We start from the raw sequence: 18,376 nt of genomic DNA, 5'->3' as shown, positions 1-18,376 counted from the left end.
TTCGTTACAGACTGACGTCTTACTCAGCGGATACAGCTTCACCGCCAACTGGACGATCGATCAGCTCAACGTACGCCATCGGCGCGTTGTCACCAGCGCGGAAACCGCACTTGAGGATGCGCAGGTAGCCACCCTCACGGGTAGCGTAACGCTTGCCCAGGTCGTTGAAGAGCTTACCAACGATGGCTTTCGAACGAGTACGGTCGAAGGCCAGACGGCGGTTAGCCAGGCTGTCTGTCTTGGCCAAAGTGATCAGCGGCTCAGCAACGCGACGCAGCTCTTTGGCTTTTGGCAGTGTAGTTTTGATCAGCTCGTGCTCGAACAGCGACACCGCCATGTTTTGAAACATGGCCTTGCGGTGCGAGCTGGTACGGCTCAGGTGACGACCACTTTTACGATGACGCATGGTTCATTCCTTACCAAACTCACGTTCGGTGATTACGACGATCAGGCAGTCGCCTTGTCGTCCTTCTTAAGACTTGCAGGCGGCCAGTTGTCGAGGCGCATGCCGAGGGACAGACCGCGGGAGGCCAGAACGTCCTTGATTTCAGTCAAGGATTTCTTGCCCAGGTTCGGAGTCTTCAACAGTTCTACTTCGGTACGCTGAATCAGGTCGCCGATGTAGTAAATGTTTTCCGCCTTAAGGCAGTTAGCCGAACGTACAGTCAGTTCCAGATCGTCAACCGGGCGAAGCAGGATCGGATCGATCTCGTCTTCTTGCTCGATTACCACTGGCTCACTGTCACCTTTGAGGTCGACGAACGCAGCCAACTGCTGTTGCAGGATGGTTGCAGCACGACGGATAGCCTCTTCAGGATCCAGAGTACCGTTGGTTTCCAGATCAATAACCAGCTTATCCAGGTTAGTACGCTGCTCGACACGGGCGTTTTCCACCACGTATGCGATACGGCGAACCGGGCTGAACGAAGAGTCAAGCTGCAAGCGACCGATGCTGCGGCTTTCGTCTTCATCGCTCTGACGCGAGTCGGCCGGTTCATAACCACGACCACGAGCTACAGTGAGCTTCATGTTCAGGGCGCCGTTAGACGCCAGGTTAGCGATTACGTGATCGGGATTAACGATCTCGACATCATGATCCAGCTGAATATCGGCAGCGGTAACCACCCCCGAACCCTTCTTCGACAAGGTCAGCGTAACTTCGTCACGGCCGTGCAGCTTGATAGCCAGACCTTTAAGGTTCAACAGGATTTCAATTACGTCTTCCTGTACACCTTCGATGGCGCTGTACTCGTGGAGCACACCGTCAATCTCGGCCTCGACTACTGCACAGCCGGGCATTGAGGACAACAGGATGCGGCGCAGCGCGTTGCCCAGGGTGTGGCCGAAACCACGCTCGAGAGGCTCGAGAGTGATCTTGGCGCGGGTTGGACTGACAACCTGCACATCAATATGGCGGGGTGTCAGGAACTCATTTACCGAAATCTGCATGGATGCACCTATTTTCTAGCCCTTACTTGGAGTAGAGCTCGACAATCAGGCTTTCGTTGATGTCGGCGGACAGATCACTGCGAGCAGGAACGTTCTTGAAAACGCCCGACTTCTTCTCAGTGTCTACTTCTACCCATTCTACGCGGCCACGTTGGGCACACAGATCGAGAGCTTGGACAATGCGAAGTTGGTTCTTTGCTTTCTCGCGAATCGCGACCACGTCACCAGCACGAACCTGGTAGGACGGGACGTTTACGGTCTGACCGTTAACGCTGACGGATTTGTGCGATACCAGCTGACGGGATTCGGCACGAGTAGAGCCAAAGCCCATACGGTATACAACGTTGTCCAGACGGCATTCGAGCAGCTGCAACAGGTTCTCACCAGTAGCGCCTTTCTTGCCGGCTGCTTCTTTGTAGTAACCGCTGAACTGACGCTCGAGAACGCCATAAATACGACGGACCTTCTGCTTTTCACGCAGTTGGGTGCCGTAATCGGACTGACGACCGCGGCGTTGGCCGTGGATACCAGGTGCTGCTTCAATGTTGCACTTCGATTCGATCGCGCGCACGCCGCTCTTCAGGAAGAGATCGGTGCCTTCGCGACGAGCGAGTTTGCATTTTGGACCAATGTAACGAGCCATTCTTTACAATCTCCTGGATTACACGCGGCGCTTCTTCGGCGGACGGCACCCGTTGTGCGGGATTGGCGTCACGTCGGTGATGCTGGCGATCTTATAGCCACAGCCGTTCAATGCACGGACAGCGGACTCACGACCTGGACCTGGACCTTTGACGTTGACGTCAAGGTTTTTCAGGCCATATTCCAGCGCAGCTTGACCAGCACGTTCAGCAGCTACTTGAGCAGCGAACGGCGTGGACTTGCGAGAACCGCGGAAACCCGAACCACCGGAGGTAGCCCAAGAAAGCGCATTACCTTGACGGTCGGTGATGGTCACGATGGTGTTGTTAAAAGACGCGTGGATGTGGGCGATGCCATCAACCACTGTCTTTTTGACTTTTTTACGAGGACGAGCAGCAGGTTTTGCCATGATTAATTTCCTGTCGATTCGCTGGGGCGATTACTTGCGGATCGGCTTACGCGGACCTTTACGGGTACGCGCGTTAGTCTTGGTACGCTGACCGCGTACTGGAAGACCACGACGATGACGCAGACCGCGATAGCAACCGAGGTCCATCAAACGCTTGATTTTCATGTTGATTTCGCGACGCAGGTCACCTTCAGTGGTGAACTTCGCCACTTCGCCACGCAGCTGTTCAATCTGCTCGTCGCTCAGATCCTTGATCTTTGCGGCTGGGTTTACCCCAGTTACTGCACAAATTTTCTGTGCAGTAGTGCGACCAACACCATAGATGTAGGTCAGCGAGATAACAGTGTGCTTGTTATCTGGAATGTTAACGCCTGCAATACGGGCCATTCAGTGGGACTCCAATTGACAGCTACCTACGCCCCGGAAGCCAAGAAATAGGGCGCGAGATAATATCGCTGTAATAACAAATAATCAACCCAGCAGCGCACTAGCTGCTGGGCTTCAAGCGGATCACACTCAGCCTTGGCGCTGTTTGTGACGCGGTTCCGCGCTGCAAATTACTCGAACAACACCTTCGCGGCGAATAATTTTGCAGTTACGGCACAGCTTTTTCACCGATGCACGAACTTTCATCACCAACTCCTCGAACCTTATGGGTACTCAGCGCAACATGCCGCTGCCGTAACCCTTCAGGTTGGCTTTCTTCATCAGGGATTCGTACTGGTGCGAAACGAGGTGCGATTGTACTTGGGACATGAAGTCCATAACAACCACGACCACGATCAGCAACGAGGTCCCGCCAAGGTAGAACGGAACGTTTGCTGCAACCACCAGGAACTGGGGCAACAGGCACACGGCCGTCATATATAGAGCACCGAACATGGTCAAGCGAGTCAGAACGCCATCAATATAGCGCGCGGACTGCTCACCTGGACGGATGCCCGGAATAAAGGCACCGGACTTCTTCAGGTTTTCCGCTACGTCTTTCGGATTGAACATCAACGCCGTATAGAAGAAGCAGAAGAAAATAATCCCTGCACTAAACAGCAGAATATTCAACGGCTGACCAGGAGCGATCGACTGCGAGATGTCCTGCAACCAGCCCATACCTTCAGACTGACCAAACCAGGCACCCAACGAAGCCGGGAACAGCAAAATGCTGCTCGCGAAAATAGCAGGAATAACACCGGCCATATTCACTTTTAGCGGCAAGTGGCTAGTCTGCGCAGCAAACACCTTGCGGCCCTGCTGACGCTTGGCGTAATGAACGGCGATACGCCGCTGACCACGCTCAATGAACACCACGAAACCGATAATCGCTACTGCCAGCAAACCGATGGCAACCAGGGCGAAGATATTGATATCACCCTGACGTGCAGACTCGAAAGACTGCCCGATCGCTCTCGGAAGACCGGCGACGATACCCGAAAAAATCAACATCGAGATACCGTTACCAACACCACGTTCAGTAATCTGCTCACCCAGCCACATCATGAACATCGCACCAGCCACAAACGTGGATACCGCAACGAAATGGAAGCCAAAGTCACCAGTGAACGCAACGCCCTGCCCCGCCAAACCAACGGACATGCCGATAGCCTGAACGAGAGCGAGGACGACAGTGCCATAGCGGGTGTATTGGCTGATCTTACGACGACCAGCCTCACCTTCCTTCTTCAACTGCTCCAGCTGCGGACTGACGGCGGTCATCAGCTGCATGATGATCGATGCCGAAATGTACGGCATGATCCCCAATGCAAAGATGCTCATCCGTTCCAGCGCGCCGCCGGAAAACATGTTGAACAAGCTAAGAATGGTCCCCTCATTCTGTCGAAACAGGTCCGCCAGCCGGTCCGGGTTGATACCAGGAACTGGGATGTGTGCGCCTATCCGGTAGACGATAATCGCCAGGAATAGAAAACGCAGTCGAGCCCAGAGCTCGGATAACCCGCCTTTGCTGAGCGCTGAGAGAGCACCTTGCTTAGCCATTTATTCCTCGAACTTGCCGCCAGCTGCTTCGATAGCCGCACGCGCACCTTTGGTGGCTGCGATACCCTTGATGGTGACCGCGCGAGTAACTTCACCGGACAGCATGATTTTCACACGCTGTACGTTTTGGTTAATCACGTTGGCATCCTTCAGGGACTGCACGGTGACGATGTCGCCTTCCACTTTAGCCAGTTCGGACAAACGCACTTCTGCGCGATCCATGGCTTTCAGGGAAACGAAACCGAATTTCGGCAGACGACGATGCAGCGGCTGTTGACCGCCTTCAAAGCCCGGAGCAATGGTGCCACCGGAGCGGGAGGACTGACCTTTGTGACCACGGCCACCAGTCTTACCCAAACCACTACCGATACCACGGCCCGGACGATGCTTCTCGCGACGGGAACCCGGCGCAGGACTCAGATCATTGAGTTTCATCGATTAACCCTCGACTCGCAGCATGTAGTAAGCCTTGTTGATCATCCCGCGATTCTCGGGAGTATCAAGTACTTCTACAGTGTGACCGATGCGACGCAGACCCAAACCCTTAATGCACAATTTGTGATTAGGGATACGGCCGGTCATGCTTTTGATCAGCGTTACTTTAACGGTAGCCATGATCAGAAGATCTCCTTGACGCTTTTGCCACGCTTGGCGGCAATGGATTCAGGAGACTGCATTGCTTTCAAACCTTTGAAAGTGGCGTGAACCACGTTTACCGGGTTAGTCGAGCCGTAGCACTTGGCCAGGACGTTCTGAACACCAGCAACCTCGAGGACAGCACGCATAGCGCCGCCAGCGATGATACCGGTACCTTCAGAAGCAGGCTGCATGTACACCTTGGAAGCGCCATGGGCGGATTTCATTGCGTACTGCAAAGTGGTGCCATTAAGGTCCACTTGAATCATGTTGCGACGAGCAGCTTCCATTGCTTTCTGGATCGCAGCAGGCACTTCACGTGACTTGCCACGACCGAAACCAACACGGCCCTTGCCATCACCAACCACGGTCAACGCGGTGAAGGTGAAGATACGGCCGCCTTTAACGGTTTTAGCAACGCGGTTAACTTGAACCAGCTTCTCGATGTAGCCTTCGTCGCGCTTTTGGTCGTTATTTGACATAACTTAGAACTCCAGCCCAGCTTCACGAGCAGCATCAGCCAGCGCCTTGACGCGGCCGTGGTACTTGAAGCCAGAGCGGTCGAAAGCCACCTGCGAGACGCCAGCGGCTTTAGCACGCGTAGCGACCAGCTGGCCAACCTTAGTGGCCGCGTCGATGTTGCCAGTGGCGCCATCACGCAGTTCTTTATCCAAAGTCGAGGCGCTTGCCAGGACTTTGTTGCCGTCGGCCGAGATGACCTGGGCGTAGATGTGCTGCGAAGAGCGGAACACGCAGAGACGCACGACTTCGAGTTCGTGCATTTTCAGGCGTGCTTTGCGAGCGCGACGCAGTCGAGTAACTTTTTTGTCGGTCATTTGCTATGCCCTACTTCTTCTTGGCTTCTTTACGGCGGACGACTTCGTCCGCGTAACGCACACCTTTGCCTTTGTAAGGCTCTGGTGGACGGAAGTCGCGGATCTCAGCGGCCACTTGACCTACCAGCTGCTTATCGATTCCTCGGATGAGGATATCGGTCTGGCTAGGGGTCTCAGCGGTGATGCCTTTCGGCAGTTCGTATTCCACTGGGTGCGAGAAGCCGAGAGCCAGGGACAGCACTTCGCCTTTAGCTTGCGCTTTGTAACCAACACCGACCAGCTGGAGCTTACGCTCGAAGCCTTGGCTTACGCCTTGGACCATGTTGTTTACCAACGCACGAGTGGTACCGGCCATTGCGCGAGTTTGTTGATCGCCATTGCGAGCAGCGAAACGCAGCTCACCAGCTTCTTCAACGATCTCAACAGACGAATGGATGTTCAGCTCTAGAGTACCCTTGGTACCCTTCACCGAAAGCTGTTGGCCGGCGAATTTTACTTCGACACCAGCTGGCAGCTTAACGGGGTTCTTAGCGACGCGTGACATGCTTATCCCCCCTTAGAACACAGTGCAAAGAACTTCGCCGCCGACACCGGCAGCGCGCGCAGCACGATCCGTCATCACACCTTTGTTGGTGGAGACGATAGACACACCGAGACCGCCACGAACTTTTGGCAGATCATCGACGGACTTGTACTGACGCAGGCCTGGACGACTAACGCGCTTCACTTCTTCGATGACCGGACGGCCTTCGAAATATTTCAGCTCGATGGACAGCAACGGTTTGATTTCGCTGCTGATCTGATAACCCGCGATGTAACCTTCGTCCTTGAGGACTTTGGCTACAGCTACCTTCAACGTGGAAGATGGCATGCTTACGACGGACTTTTCAGCCATCTGGGCATTACGGATTCGAGTTAGCATGTCCGCTAACGGGTCCTGCATACTCATGGGCTAGACGCTCCTGATACAAAAAAAATAAGCCTTGCGGCTACAACCTTCGCCGAGAAACTCCGCACGTAAAAAGTACGGGCTCAGGCGAGCCGGGTATTCTAGACACACCCCACAAATGAATCAAGCCCCAAAAGGGGCTTGATTCAGATTCAAGGCCACCGACGGTCAGGATCTTGCGATCCCGAACATCGAGACTTTGACAGTACTTACCAGCTGGCTTTAACCAGACCTGGTACGTCACCACGCATTGCCGCTTCACGCAGTTTGTTACGGCCAAGGCCGAACTTGCGGTAAACGCCGTGTGGACGACCGGTCAGGCGGCAGCGGTTACGCATGCGCGAGGCGCTTGCGTCACGTGGCTGCTTCTGCAGAGCTACTGTAGCTTCCCAACGCGCTTCTGGACTTGCGTTCAGATCAACGATGATAGCTTTCAGTGCTGCACGCTTTTTGGCGTACTTGGCAACCGTGAGCTGACGTTTCAGCTCGCGGTTTTTCATGCTCATCTTGGCCATGGTCCTACTCCAATCAGTTGCGGAACGGGAATTTGAAAGCACGCAGAAGAGCGCGACCTTCATCATCGTTCTTGGCAGTGGTGGTCAGGGTAATGTCCAGACCGCGGAGAGCATCGATCTTGTCGTAGTCGATTTCCGGGAAGATGATCTGCTCTTTAACGCCCATGCTGTAGTTACCACGACCATCGAAGGACTTGGCATTCAGGCCGCGGAAGTCGCGGACCCGAGGCAGGGAGATCGACAGCAGACGATCCAGGAATTCGTACATACGCTCACGGCGCAGAGTCACTTTGACGCCGATCGGCCAACCTTCACGGACTTTAAAGCCAGCGATGGATTTCCGAGCGTAAGTCACAACGACTTTTTGACCGGTGATCTTTTCCAGGTCAGCAACAGCGTGCTCGATGACTTTTTTGTCGCCGATCGCTTCGCCCAGACCCATGTTCAGGGTGATTTTGGTAACGCGCGGAACTTCCATCACGTTCGAAAGCTTAAGTTCTTCCTTAAGTTTCGGTGCGATTTCCTTCCGGTAAATCTCTTTTAGTCGTGCCATGGTCTTCTACCTAGCAGTGTTCAAGCATCAACCGCTTTTTGGGTCGACTTGAAGACACGAATTTTCTTGCCATCTTCTACTTTGAAACCAACGCGGTCAGCCTTGTTGGTTTCGCCGTTGAAAATGGCGACGTTAGAAGCGTGCAGTGGCGCTTCTTTCTCGACGATACCGCCTTGTACGCCCGACGCCGGGTTAGGCTTGGTATGACGCTTAACCAGGTTCAGACCACCAACGACCAGACGGTCGTCAGCGAGAACCTTAAGCACCTTACCGCGCTTACCTTTGTCTTTGCCGGCGATCACGATGATCTCGTCGTCACGACGAATCTTTTGCATGTCGGATCTCCTTACAGCACTTCTGGGGCGAGCGAGACGATCTTCATGAACTTCTCAGTACGAAGTTCACGGGTCACTGGCCCAAAGATACGGGTGCCGATCGGCTCTTGCTTGTTGTTCAACAGAACAGCAGCGTTGCCATCAAAGCGGATGATGGAGCCGTCAGCACGACGGACACCGTGGCGAGTGCGGACCACAACAGCAGTCATCACTTGGCCTTTTTTCACCTTACCGCGAGGAATTGCTTCCTTGACGGTAACTTTGATGATGTCACCGATACCAGCGTAACGACGATGGGAGCCACCCAGCACCTTGATGCACATAACACGGCGAGCGCCGCTGTTATCGGCCACATCGAGCATGGATTGAGTCTGAATCATATAATTTCTCCGACCCCTAGTCCTTAGACTTCCACAGCGCGTTCGAGAACATCAACCAATGCCCAAGACTTGGTCTTGGCCAGCGGACGAGTTTCACGAATAGTGACTTTGTCGCCGATGTGGCACTGATTGGTTTCGTCGTGCGCGTGCAGCTTAGTCGAACGCTTAACATATTTACCGTAGATCGGGTGCTTAACGCGGCGCTCGATCAGAACGGTGATGGTCTTGTCCATCTTGTCGCTGACAACACGGCCAGTCAGCGTACGGACAGTTTTTTCGGCTTCAGCCATGATTACTTACCTGCCTGCTGGTTGAGCACAGTCTTCACGCGAGCAATGTCACGCTTAACTTGCGAGAGCAGATGAGACTGCCCCAACTGGCCAGTTGCTTTCTGCATACGCAGATTGAACTGGTCGCGCAGCAGGCCGAGCAGTTGCTCGTTCAGCTGCTGTGCGGATTTTTCACGAAGTTCATTCGCTTTCATCACATCACCGTCCGTTTAACAAAGGAGGTGGCGAGCGGCAGCTTTGCAGCAGCCAGGGCGAAAGCCTCACGCGCCAGCTCTTCAGTAACACCCTCGATTTCATACAGGACTTTGCCTGGCTGAATCTGGGCAACCCAATATTCCACGTTACCCTTACCTTTACCCATCCGAACTTCGAGTGGCTTTTTGGTGACAGGCTTGTCCGGGAATACACGGATCCAGATCTTGCCGCCACGTTTTACGTGACGGGTCAGAGCACGACGCGCTGACTCGATCTGACGAGCGGTGAGACGACCACGAGCAACAGACTTCAGCGCATATTCGCCGAAGCTGACTTTGCTACCGCGCTGAGCCAAGCCACGGTTGTGGCCTGTCATCTGCTTGCGGAACTTCGTACGCTTTGGTTGCAACATTTGGCGTACCCCTTACTTAGCAGCTTTTTTACGAGGCGCTGGTGCTTGTGGTTTCAGCTCTTCTTGGCGACCACCAATTACTTCGCCTTTGAAGATCCAAACCTTTACACCGATCACACCATAAGTGGTGTGAGCTTCGTAGTTGGCATAGTCGATGTCGGCACGCAGGGTGTGCAGTGGCACACGACCTTCGCGATACCATTCAGTACGTGCGATTTCAGCACCGCCGAGACGACCGCTCACTTGGATTTTGATGCCTTTGGCACCAATGCGCATGGCGTTTTGTACAGCGCGCTTCATAGCGCGACGGAACATAACGCGACGCTCCAGCTGCTGAGCTACGCTCTGCGCAACCAGCATACCGTCGAGCTCCGGCTTGCGGATCTCTTCGATATTGATGTGCACAGGCACACCCATTTGCTTGGTCAGGTCCTGACGCAGTTTCTCAACATCTTCACCTTTCTTCCCGATAACGATACCTGGACGAGCGGTGTGGATGGTGATACGTGCAGTTTGAGCCGGACGATGGATATCGATACGGCTTACGGACGCGCTTTTTAGTTTGTCTTGGAGATACTCACGCACCTTCAGATCAGCGAACAAATAGTCCGCATAAGTCCGACCGTCTGCGTACCAGACGGAGGTGTGCTCCTTGACGATTCCCAGGCGAATGCCAATGGGATGTACTTTCTGACCCATCTCTTCGACTCCGTTACTTGTCAGCAACCTTGACAGTGATATGGCAAGACCGCTTGACGATGCGATCAGCACGGCCTTTGGCACGCGGCATGATGCGCTTCAGCGAACGCCCTTCGTTGACGAAAACGGTGGCGACTTTAAGGTCGTCAACGTCTGCGCCTTCGTTATGCTCGGCGTTGGCTACGGCCGACTCCAGCACTTTCTTGATGATCTCGGCGGCTTTCTTACTGCTGAAAGCCAACAGGTTGAGCGCTTCGCCCACCTTCTTCCCGCGGATCTGGTCGGCGACCAAGCGGGCTTTCTGGGCGGAGATTCGAGCGCCCGACAACTTAGCGGCTACTTCCATCGTTCCTTACCCCTTAACGCTTGGCTTTCTTGTCTGCCACGTGCCCACGATATGTGCGGGTACCGGCAAACTCGCCTAGTTTGTGGCCGACCATGTCTTCGTTCACGAGAACTGGAACATGTTGACGACCGTTATGCACAGCAATGGTCAAACCGACCATTTGTGGCAGGATCATGGAACGGCGCGACCAGGTTTTAACTGGTTTGCGATCGTTCTTTTCCGCCGCCACTTCGATCTTCTTCAGTAGGTGAAGATCAATAAAAGGACCTTTTTTCAGAGAACGTGGCACTGTCGTATCCCTCTATTTACTTGCGACGACGGACGATCATTTTGTCGGTACGCTTATTACCACGAGTCTTCGCGCCCTTAGTCGGGAAGCCCCATGGCGATACCGGATGACGACCACCAGAGGTACGACCTTCACCACCACCATGTGGGTGGTCAACCGGGTTCATGGCAACACCACGAACGGTTGGGCGAACGCCACGCCAGCGTTTGGCACCAGCTTTACCCAGCGAACGCAGACTGTGCTCGGAGTTCGAGACTTCGCCTAGCGTTGCACGGCATTCAGCCAATACTTTACGCATTTCACCAGAGCGCAGACGCAGGGTCACGTAGACACCTTCACGAGCGATCAGCTGAGCCGAAGCACCAGCAGAACGAGCGATTTGCGCGCCTTTACCCGGCTTCAATTCGATGCCGTGTACGGTGCTACCAACTGGAATGTTACGCAGTTGCAGAGCGTTGCCCGGCTTGATCGGTGCCAAAGCACCTGCGATCAGCTGGTCGCCAGCACTCACGCCTTTAGGGGCGATGATGTAGCGGCGCTCGCCATCTGCGTACAGCAGCAGAGCAATGTGAGCAGTACGGTTTGGATCGTATTCGATACGCTCGACAGTGGCAGCGATGCCATCTTTGTCGTTGCGACGGAAGTCGACCAGACGATAATGCTGCTTATGGCCACCACCGATGTGACGAGTGGTAATACGACCATTGTTGTTACGACCACCAGTCTTCGATTTCTTCTCGAGCAGCGGTGCGTGAGGAGCGCCTTTATGCAGCTCCTGGTTGACCACCTTGACCACAAAACGGCGGCCAGGGGAAGTCGGTTTGCATTTAACGATTGCCATGATGCACCCCTTCCTTACTCAGCACTGCTGCTGAAATCGAGATCTTGGCCTGGCTGAAGGGAGATAACTGCCTTCTTCCAGTCATTACGCTTGCCCAGACCGCGAGCAGTGCGCTTGCTCTTACCCAGAACATTCAGGGTAGTAACACGCTCTACTTTCACGCTGAACAGGCTTTCGACGGCCTTCTTGATTTCCAGCTTGGTTGCATCAGTAGCAACCTTGAAAACGAACTGGCCTTTCTTGTCTGCCAGAACCGTAGCCTTCTCGGAAACGTGCGGGCCAAGCAGAACTTTAAATACGCGTTCCTGGTTCATCCCAGCAGCTCCTCGAATTTCTTCACGGCCGACACGGTGATCAACACCTTGTCGTATGCGATCAGACTAACTGGATCGGAACCTTGCACGTCACGTACATCAACGTGTGGCAGGTTACGAGCAGCCAGGTACAGATTCTGATCAACAGCATCGGACACGATCAGGACATCAGTCAGACCCATGCCATTCAGCTTGTTCAGCAGATCTTTGGTTTTCGGTGCTTCAACAGCGAAGTCCTGAACCACGACCAGACGATCAGTACGCACCAGCTCAGCAAGGATGGAACGCATTGCTGCGCGATACATCTTCTTGTTCAGCTTCTGGGAGTGATCCTGTGGACGAGCTGCGAAAGTGGTACCGCCGCCACGCCAGATTGGGCTACGGATAGTACCGGCACGAGCACGGCCAGTACCTTTCTGACGCCATGGGCGCTTACCGCCACCACGAACGTCGGAACGGGTCTTTTGCTGCTTGGTACCCTGACGGCCGCCGGCCATGTAGGCCACGACTGCTTGGTGAACCAGTGTCTCGTTGAACTCGCCGCCAAATGTCAGTTCGGAAACTTCGATCGCTTGAGCGTCATTTACATTTAATTGCATGTCAGCTTCCCCTTAACCGCGAGCCTTGGCCGCTGGACGTACAACCAGGTTGCCGCCAGTAGCGCCAGGAACAGCACCCTTGACCAACAACAGATTGCGTTCAGCGTCGACGCGCACTACTTCGAGGGACTGCACGGTCACGCGCTCAGCGCCCATATGACCGGACATTTTTTTGCCCTTGAATACACGACCAGGAGTCTGGCACTGGCCAATAGAGCCCGGGACGCGGTGGGAAACGGAGTTACCGTGGGTGTTATCTTGGCCACGGAAATTCCAACGCTTGATCGTACCCTGGAAGCCTTTACCTTTGGACTGACCGGTTACATCAACCAGCTGACCAGCGGCGAAGATTTCAGCGTTGATCAGATCGCCTGCCTGGTACTCGCCTTCTTCAAGGCGGAATTCCATTACGGTACGACCAGCTGCAACGTTTGCTTTAGCGAAGTGACCTGCTTGAGCAGCAGTCACACGCGAAGCACGACGCTCACCGACAGTGACTTGCACTGCACGATAGCCATCGGTTTCTTCAGTTTTGAACTGGGTGACGCGATTCGGCTCGATCTCAATGACCGTGACCGGAATGGAGACACCTTCTTCGGTGAAAATACGGGTCATACCGCATTTACGACCGACTACACCAATAGTCATGTTGTAAACCTCATGAGTGTACGGGGCTTTCACCCGCTATGGCCGCCCATTTCAGAGCGTTACACGACTAAGACCGAGTCTTAGCCGAGGCTGATCTGCACTTCCACACCGGCCGCAAGATCAAGCTTCATAAGTGCATCAACGGTTTTATCCGTTGGCTGGACGATGTCCAGTACGCGCTTATGAGTACGGATCTCGTACTGGTCACGCGCGTCTTTGTTGACGTGCGGGGAGACCAGAACGGTGAACCGCTCTTTACGGGTAGGCAGTGGAATTGGACCACGCACTTGAGCACCAGTACGTTTCGCGGTTTCCACGATTTCCTGGGTGGATTGGTCGATCAGGCGATGGTCAAAAGCCTTCAACCTGATACGGATTTGCTGATTTTGCATTGGATTTCAGACTCCAGGCTGCTATTCCCACCGAGCGCAATACGCCCGTTAAAAGGAGGCGCAATTCTATAGACGGGCCAACATAGTGTCAACCCAATAAAAAAGCCCCCGCAAGCGGGGGCTTTTTCATCAATCAACGCTTACGCGATGATTTTGGCTACGACGCCAGCGCCGACGGTACGACCGCCTTCACGAATAGCGAAACGCAGGCCTTCTTCCATCGCGATGGTTTTGATCAGGGTAACAGTCATTTGAATGTTATCACCTGGCATTACCATCTCAACGCCTTCTGGCAGCTCACAGTTACCAGTCACGTCAGTTGTACGGAAGTAGAACTGTGGACGGTAGCCTTTGAAGAACGGAGTATGACGGCCGCCTTCTTCTTTGCTCAGAACGTAAACTTCTGCAGTGAACGTAGTGTGCGGCTTGACCGAACCTGGCTTGACCAGAACCTGGCCACGCTCAACGTCGTCACGCTTGGTGCCGCGCAGCAGCACGCCGCAGTTCTCGCCAGCACGACCTTCGTCGAGCAGCTTACGGAACATCTCAACACCAGTACAGGTAGTCTTGACGGTATCACGCAGACCAACGATTTCCAGTTCTTCCTGGATCTTGATGATGCCACGCTCGATACGGCCAGTTACCACGGTGCCACGACCGGAGATCGAGAATACGTCTTCGATTGGCATCAGGAACGGCTTGTCGATAGCACGTACTGGATCTGGAATGTAGCTATCCAGAGTCTCAACGAGCTTACGAACGGCAGTGGTGCCCATTTCGTTGTCGTCTTGACCGTTCAGAGCCATCAGAGCAGAACCGATGATGATCGGAGTGTCGTCGCCCGGGAAGTCGTAAGTGCTCAGCAGATCGCGCACTTCCATCTCAACCAGTTCCAGCAGCTCAGCGTCGTCAACCATGTCAGCCTTGTTCAGGAAGACAACGATGTACGGAACGCCAACCTGACGGGACAGCAGGATGTGTTCACGAGTTTGCGGCATCGGACCATCGGCAGCCGAGCAAACCAGGATCGCGCCGTCCATCTGGGCAGCACCAGTGATCATGTTCTTCACATAGTCAGCGTGACCTGGGCAGTCAACGTGAGCGTAGTGACGAATCGCAGAGTTGTACTCAACGTGCGCAGTGTTGATGGTGATACCACGAGCCTTCTCTTCCGGAGCGCTGTCGATCTTGTCGAAAGCTACAACGGCGCTACCGAAAACTTCGGAGCAAACGCGAGTCAGAGCAGCGGTCAGCGTGGTTTTACCATGGTCAACGTGACCAATGGTGCCAACGTTGACGTGTGGTTTGCTACGTTCAAATTTCTCTTTAGCCACGACAATTAACTCCTTGCCTAAAGGGCTGAATCAGCCTTGTTTTTTAGTAACAGCTTCAGCGACGTGCGCAGGAGCCGTATCGTATTTTTTGAATTCCATAGAGTAGCTTGCGCGACCCTGAGACATGGAACGGACGTCGGTCGCATAACCGAACATCTCACCCAGCGGAACCTCGGCACGAATCACTTTGCCGGAAACCGTGTCTTCCATACCCAAGATCATGCCGCGACGACGGTTCAGGTCACCCATCACGTCACCCATATAGTCCTCAGGTGTAACAACCTCTACAGCCATGATCGGCTCTAGCAGCTCACCACCACCCTTGGTAGCCAATTGCTTGGTTGCCATGGACGCAGCCACCTTGAACGCCATCTCGTTGGAGTCGACGTCGTGGTAAGAACCATCAAAAACGGTAGCCTTCAGGCCGATCAGCGGATAGCCGGCAACTACGCCGTTCTTCATCTGCTCTTCGATACCCTTCTGGATAGCCGGGATGTATTCCTTAGGAACCACACCACCCACTACTTCGTTCACGAATTGCAGACCTTCCTGACCTTCGTCAGCAGGAGCAAAACGGATCCAGCAATGGCCGAACTGACCACGACCGCCGGACTGGCGAACGAATTTGCCTTCGATCTCACAGCTCTTCGTGATGCGCTCACGATAGGAAACCTGCGGCTTACCGATGTTGGCTTCGACGTTGAACTCACGGCGCATCCGGTCAACCAGGATGTCCAGGTGCAACTCGCCCATGCCAGAGATGATCGTCTGACCAGTCTCTTCATCAGTTTTAACGCGGAAAGATGGATCTTCCTGAGCAAGTTTGCCCAGAGCGATACCCATTTTTTCCTGGTCATCCTTGGTCTTAGGCTCAACAGCAACCGAAATAACCGGCTCCGGGAAGTCCATACGAACCAGGATGATTGGCTTGTCAGCGGAGCACAGGGTGTCACCGGTGGTGACATCCTTCATGCCGATCAGGGCCGCGATGTCGCCAGCGCGTACTTCTTTGATCTCTTCGCGGGTGTTTGCGTGCATTTGCACCATACGACCCACGCGCTCTTTCTTGCCTTTAACCGAGTTGATCACGCCGTCGCCGGAGCTCAACACGCCCGAATAAACACGAGCAAAGGTCAAGGTACCCACGAATGGGTCAGTAGCGATCTTGAATGCCAGAGCGGAGAACGGTTCGCTGTCATCTGCATGACGCTCCATTTCAACAGTCTCGTCATCCGGGTCGGTACCCTTGATGGCAGGAATGTCGACCGGTGCCGGCAGGTAGTCGATAACGGCGTCGAGAACCAGTGGAACACCCTTGTTCTTGAACGACGAACCGCAAACAGCCAGAACGATCTCACCAGCAATGGTGCGCTGACGCAGAGCAGACTTGATTTCGTCGATGGTGAGCTCTTCACCTTCGAGGTACTTGTTCATCAGCTCTTCGTTGGCTTCGGCCGCAGCCTCGACCATGTTGCTGCGCCATTCTTCAGCCAGCTCGAGCATGTCCGCCGGAATTGCTTCACGACGAGGAGCCATACCCTTGTCAGCGTCATCCCAGTAGACCGCTTCCATGTTGATCAGATCGATCTGACCCTGGAAGTTATCTTCCGAACCGATAGCCAACTGGATTGGCACCGGAGTGTGACCCAGACGCTGCTTGATCTGACCGATCACACGCAGGAAGTTCGCACCAGCACGGTCCATCTTGTTTACGTAAACAAGACGTGGAACGCCGTATTTGTTGGCTTGACGCCATACGGTTTCCGACTGAGGCTCAACACCCGAAGTACCACAGAACACAACGACCGCGCCGTCGAGTACGCGCAACGAGCGCTCTACTTCAATGGTGAAGTCAACGTGGCCCGGGGTATCGATGATGTTGAAGCGATACTTGTCGAACTGCTTGGCAGAACCCGACCAGAAGGCCGTGGTTGCAGCGGAGGTGATAGTGATACCACGCTCCTGCTCCTGCACCATCCAGTCCATGGTCGCGGCGCCGTCATGCACCTCGCCCATTTTGTGGTTTACGCCAGTGTAAAAAAGGACGCGCTCGGTGGTGGTGGTTTTACCAGCATCCACGTGGGCAACGATACCAATGTTACGGTAGCGGTTAATCGGAGTAGTACGAGCCATAAAGCCCTCGCAAAATTAGTGACGCTAAAATTAGAAGCGGTAGTGCGAGAAAGCCTTGTTGGCTTCAGCCATACGGTGCACGTCTTCACGCTTCTTAACTGCAGCACCTTTACCTTCAGCAGCGTCCAACAGTTCGCCAGCCAAACGCAGGGCCATAGATTTCTCGCCGCGCTTACGGGCGAAGTCTACCAACCAGCGCATTGCCAGGGCGTTACGACGGGACGGACGAACTTCGACCGGAACCTGGTAAGTAGCACCGCCTACACGGCGCGACTTCACTTCGACCAGCGGAGCGATGGCGTCGAGAGCTTTCTCGAAGATTTCCAGGGGATCGCTGTTCTTGCGTTCTTTAACCTTGTCCAGCGCGCCATAAACGATACGCTCGGCAACGGCTTTCTTGCCGCTTTCCATTACGTGGTTCATGAACTTGGCCAGGATTTGGCTTCCGTATTTTGGATCGTCAAGCACTTCGCGCTTGGCTGCTACGCGTCTTCTTGGCATGGATAAGCCCTCAAACGGTCTTCAGGTTCGCTCGGAATCGGTGCCCTTTCGGGACGCCTCCGACCTTACTCTTATCGACTCAGAAAAATAGAATTCAGTTTTTTACAAAAAGCCGCTACTACTTAGGCTTCTTGGTACCGTACTTCGAACGACCCTGGTTACGACCTTTAACGCCGGAAGTATCCAAAGAACCGCGAACGGTGTGGTAACGAACACCTGGCAAGTCTTTTACACGACCGCCGCGGATCAGTACCACGCTGTGCTCTTGCAGGTTGTGGCCTTCACCGCCGATGTACGAGGAAACCTCGAAACCGTTGGTCAGACGCACACGGCATACTTTACGCAGTGCCGAGTTAGGTTTTTTCGGCGTGGTGGTATACACACGGGTGCATACGCCACGACGTTGCGGGCAGTTCTGCAGCGCAGGCACGTCGGATTTCTCGACGATACGCTTACGCGGCTGACGTACCAGCTGGTTGATAGTTGCCATCTACTAGCTCCACTGTTGTCTTGCGACGCTATTGTCTTGCAAGAAAAGCAAAATGGCAGGAACGAATTCCCGCCAAATTTAGGGGTACAAGAGTCTAAAGAGGATCTTGCCCCCAGTCAAGGCAAGGCCCCGACCTCCCCGCTCAACGAACCTCGACAAAATGTCTCGATCCGCTGAACGGGGCAGCCAGGGCCCGGCGC

At 54.2% G+C, this 18,376-nt stretch carries 32 protein-coding genes; all 32 read right to left on the bottom strand.

The window, feature by feature from the left end:
• Positions 1-19 precede the first annotated feature (19 nt).
• The 32 genes from rplQ to rpsL all read right to left on the bottom strand — a co-directional run bounded on the left by rplQ (position 20) and on the right by rpsL (position 18,176).
• On the bottom strand, positions 20-406 hold the full coding sequence (rplQ, locus tag ACN1C3_RS15055; protein WP_003210053.1) for a 50S ribosomal protein L17: 387 nt from the start codon (positions 404-406) through the stop codon (positions 20-22).
• A 41-nt stretch (positions 407-447) separates the two neighbouring features.
• Positions 448-1,449: a DNA-directed RNA polymerase subunit alpha gene (locus ACN1C3_RS15050; protein WP_003176403.1), complete on the bottom strand. Its 1,002-nt coding sequence runs from the start codon at positions 1,447-1,449 to the stop codon at positions 448-450.
• 22 nt (positions 1,450-1,471) lie between these two features.
• On the bottom strand, positions 1,472-2,092 hold the full coding sequence (gene rpsD, locus ACN1C3_RS15045) for a 30S ribosomal protein S4 (RefSeq protein ID WP_003210056.1): 621 nt from the start codon (positions 2,090-2,092) through the stop codon (positions 1,472-1,474).
• An 18-nt stretch (positions 2,093-2,110) separates the two neighbouring features.
• Positions 2,111-2,500, bottom strand: coding sequence for a 30S ribosomal protein S11 (rpsK, locus tag ACN1C3_RS15040; RefSeq protein ID WP_002555466.1), 390 nt, complete (start codon positions 2,498-2,500; stop codon positions 2,111-2,113).
• A gap of 30 nt (positions 2,501-2,530) precedes the next feature.
• Entirely contained in the window at positions 2,531-2,887 is a 357-nt protein-coding gene (gene rpsM / locus ACN1C3_RS15035; RefSeq protein ID WP_003186020.1) for a 30S ribosomal protein S13, read from the bottom strand.
• Between the two features lie 129 nt (positions 2,888-3,016).
• Positions 3,017-3,133: a 50S ribosomal protein L36 gene (rpmJ, locus tag ACN1C3_RS15030; RefSeq protein ID WP_002555468.1), complete on the bottom strand. Its 117-nt coding sequence runs from the start codon at positions 3,131-3,133 to the stop codon at positions 3,017-3,019.
• A 27-nt stretch (positions 3,134-3,160) separates the two neighbouring features.
• Positions 3,161-4,489, bottom strand: a complete 1,329-nt coding sequence (gene secY, locus ACN1C3_RS15025; RefSeq protein ID WP_419116573.1) for a preprotein translocase subunit SecY — start codon at positions 4,487-4,489, stop codon at positions 3,161-3,163.
• Positions 4,490-4,924: a 50S ribosomal protein L15 gene (gene rplO, locus ACN1C3_RS15020; protein ID WP_002555470.1), complete on the bottom strand. Its 435-nt coding sequence runs from the start codon at positions 4,922-4,924 to the stop codon at positions 4,490-4,492. It abuts the gene before it with no gap.
• Positions 4,925-4,927: 3 nt separating this feature from the next.
• Positions 4,928-5,104 (bottom strand): 50S ribosomal protein L30, encoded by a 177-nt coding sequence (gene rpmD, locus ACN1C3_RS15015; protein ID WP_003444363.1) that lies wholly within the window; start codon positions 5,102-5,104, stop codon positions 4,928-4,930.
• A 2-nt stretch (positions 5,105-5,106) separates the two neighbouring features.
• Positions 5,107-5,607, bottom strand: coding sequence for a 30S ribosomal protein S5 (rpsE, locus tag ACN1C3_RS15010; RefSeq protein WP_003186035.1), 501 nt, complete (start codon positions 5,605-5,607; stop codon positions 5,107-5,109).
• 3 nt (positions 5,608-5,610) lie between these two features.
• Entirely contained in the window at positions 5,611-5,961 is a 351-nt protein-coding gene (gene rplR / locus ACN1C3_RS15005) for a 50S ribosomal protein L18 (protein ID WP_003186037.1), read from the bottom strand.
• Positions 5,962-5,971: 10 nt separating this feature from the next.
• A complete protein-coding gene (gene rplF / locus ACN1C3_RS15000) occupies positions 5,972-6,505 on the bottom strand; it encodes a 50S ribosomal protein L6 (RefSeq protein ID WP_419116572.1) in 534 nt (177 codons plus the stop codon).
• 12 nt (positions 6,506-6,517) lie between these two features.
• Positions 6,518-6,910: a 30S ribosomal protein S8 gene (gene rpsH, locus ACN1C3_RS14995; protein ID WP_003186040.1), complete on the bottom strand. Its 393-nt coding sequence runs from the start codon at positions 6,908-6,910 to the stop codon at positions 6,518-6,520.
• 209 nt (positions 6,911-7,119) lie between these two features.
• Positions 7,120-7,425, bottom strand: a complete 306-nt coding sequence (gene rpsN, locus ACN1C3_RS14990; RefSeq protein WP_003176414.1) for a 30S ribosomal protein S14 — start codon at positions 7,423-7,425, stop codon at positions 7,120-7,122.
• A 13-nt stretch (positions 7,426-7,438) separates the two neighbouring features.
• The gene (gene rplE, locus ACN1C3_RS14985; RefSeq protein ID WP_003210069.1) at positions 7,439-7,978 is read right to left on the bottom strand and encodes a 50S ribosomal protein L5; all 540 of its coding nucleotides are present in this window, start codon (positions 7,976-7,978) and stop codon (positions 7,439-7,441) included.
• 20 nt (positions 7,979-7,998) lie between these two features.
• The gene (gene rplX / locus ACN1C3_RS14980) at positions 7,999-8,313 is read right to left on the bottom strand and encodes a 50S ribosomal protein L24 (RefSeq protein WP_033059465.1); all 315 of its coding nucleotides are present in this window, start codon (positions 8,311-8,313) and stop codon (positions 7,999-8,001) included.
• Positions 8,314-8,324: 11 nt separating this feature from the next.
• Entirely contained in the window at positions 8,325-8,693 is a 369-nt protein-coding gene (gene rplN, locus ACN1C3_RS14975; RefSeq protein ID WP_002555479.1) for a 50S ribosomal protein L14, read from the bottom strand.
• A 23-nt stretch (positions 8,694-8,716) separates the two neighbouring features.
• Entirely contained in the window at positions 8,717-8,983 is a 267-nt protein-coding gene (gene rpsQ / locus ACN1C3_RS14970; protein WP_003176419.1) for a 30S ribosomal protein S17, read from the bottom strand.
• A gap of 2 nt (positions 8,984-8,985) precedes the next feature.
• Entirely contained in the window at positions 8,986-9,177 is a 192-nt protein-coding gene (rpmC, locus tag ACN1C3_RS14965) for a 50S ribosomal protein L29 (protein ID WP_002555481.1), read from the bottom strand.
• Positions 9,177-9,590 (bottom strand): 50S ribosomal protein L16, encoded by a 414-nt coding sequence (gene rplP / locus ACN1C3_RS14960; protein WP_095080428.1) that lies wholly within the window; start codon positions 9,588-9,590, stop codon positions 9,177-9,179. Before rplP ends, rpmC begins: the two co-directional genes overlap by 1 nt.
• 12 nt (positions 9,591-9,602) lie before the next feature.
• A complete protein-coding gene (rpsC, locus tag ACN1C3_RS14955) occupies positions 9,603-10,289 on the bottom strand; it encodes a 30S ribosomal protein S3 (RefSeq protein WP_003176422.1) in 687 nt (228 codons plus the stop codon).
• Positions 10,290-10,302: 13 nt separating this feature from the next.
• The gene (gene rplV / locus ACN1C3_RS14950) at positions 10,303-10,635 is read right to left on the bottom strand and encodes a 50S ribosomal protein L22 (protein WP_419116571.1); all 333 of its coding nucleotides are present in this window, start codon (positions 10,633-10,635) and stop codon (positions 10,303-10,305) included.
• Positions 10,636-10,648: 13 nt separating this feature from the next.
• Positions 10,649-10,924, bottom strand: a complete 276-nt coding sequence (gene rpsS / locus ACN1C3_RS14945; protein WP_002555486.1) for a 30S ribosomal protein S19 — start codon at positions 10,922-10,924, stop codon at positions 10,649-10,651.
• A 16-nt stretch (positions 10,925-10,940) separates the two neighbouring features.
• On the bottom strand, positions 10,941-11,765 hold the full coding sequence (gene rplB / locus ACN1C3_RS14940; RefSeq protein WP_003210080.1) for a 50S ribosomal protein L2: 825 nt from the start codon (positions 11,763-11,765) through the stop codon (positions 10,941-10,943).
• Positions 11,766-11,779: 14 nt separating this feature from the next.
• Positions 11,780-12,079, bottom strand: a complete 300-nt coding sequence (gene rplW, locus ACN1C3_RS14935) for a 50S ribosomal protein L23 (protein WP_002555488.1) — start codon at positions 12,077-12,079, stop codon at positions 11,780-11,782.
• Positions 12,076-12,678 (bottom strand): 50S ribosomal protein L4, encoded by a 603-nt coding sequence (rplD, locus tag ACN1C3_RS14930; RefSeq protein WP_150642942.1) that lies wholly within the window; start codon positions 12,676-12,678, stop codon positions 12,076-12,078. The genes rplW and rplD overlap by 4 nt, the downstream gene beginning before the upstream one ends.
• A 12-nt stretch (positions 12,679-12,690) precedes the next feature.
• Positions 12,691-13,326 carry a 50S ribosomal protein L3 gene (rplC, locus tag ACN1C3_RS14925; RefSeq protein ID WP_003186059.1) on the bottom strand — a complete coding sequence of 212 codons (636 nt, stop codon included), beginning with the start codon at positions 13,324-13,326 and terminating at the stop codon, positions 12,691-12,693.
• 80 nt (positions 13,327-13,406) lie between these two features.
• Entirely contained in the window at positions 13,407-13,718 is a 312-nt protein-coding gene (gene rpsJ / locus ACN1C3_RS14920) for a 30S ribosomal protein S10 (protein ID WP_003186070.1), read from the bottom strand.
• A gap of 140 nt (positions 13,719-13,858) precedes the next feature.
• The gene (tuf, locus tag ACN1C3_RS14915) at positions 13,859-15,052 is read right to left on the bottom strand and encodes an elongation factor Tu (RefSeq protein ID WP_419116570.1); all 1,194 of its coding nucleotides are present in this window, start codon (positions 15,050-15,052) and stop codon (positions 13,859-13,861) included.
• Between the two features lie 30 nt (positions 15,053-15,082).
• Positions 15,083-17,185: an elongation factor G gene (gene fusA / locus ACN1C3_RS14910; RefSeq protein WP_419116569.1), complete on the bottom strand. Its 2,103-nt coding sequence runs from the start codon at positions 17,183-17,185 to the stop codon at positions 15,083-15,085.
• A gap of 30 nt (positions 17,186-17,215) precedes the next feature.
• Entirely contained in the window at positions 17,216-17,686 is a 471-nt protein-coding gene (gene rpsG / locus ACN1C3_RS14905) for a 30S ribosomal protein S7 (RefSeq protein ID WP_010490886.1), read from the bottom strand.
• A gap of 118 nt (positions 17,687-17,804) precedes the next feature.
• On the bottom strand, positions 17,805-18,176 hold the full coding sequence (gene rpsL / locus ACN1C3_RS14900; protein ID WP_002555494.1) for a 30S ribosomal protein S12: 372 nt from the start codon (positions 18,174-18,176) through the stop codon (positions 17,805-17,807).
• Positions 18,177-18,376: the final 200 nt, after the last annotated feature.

The sequence above is a fragment of the Pseudomonas sp. H11T01 genome (assembly GCF_048515765.1).
Taxonomy (GTDB): domain Bacteria; phylum Pseudomonadota; class Gammaproteobacteria; order Pseudomonadales; family Pseudomonadaceae; genus Aquipseudomonas.
This window is presented reverse-complemented; position numbering and strand designations above follow the sequence as displayed.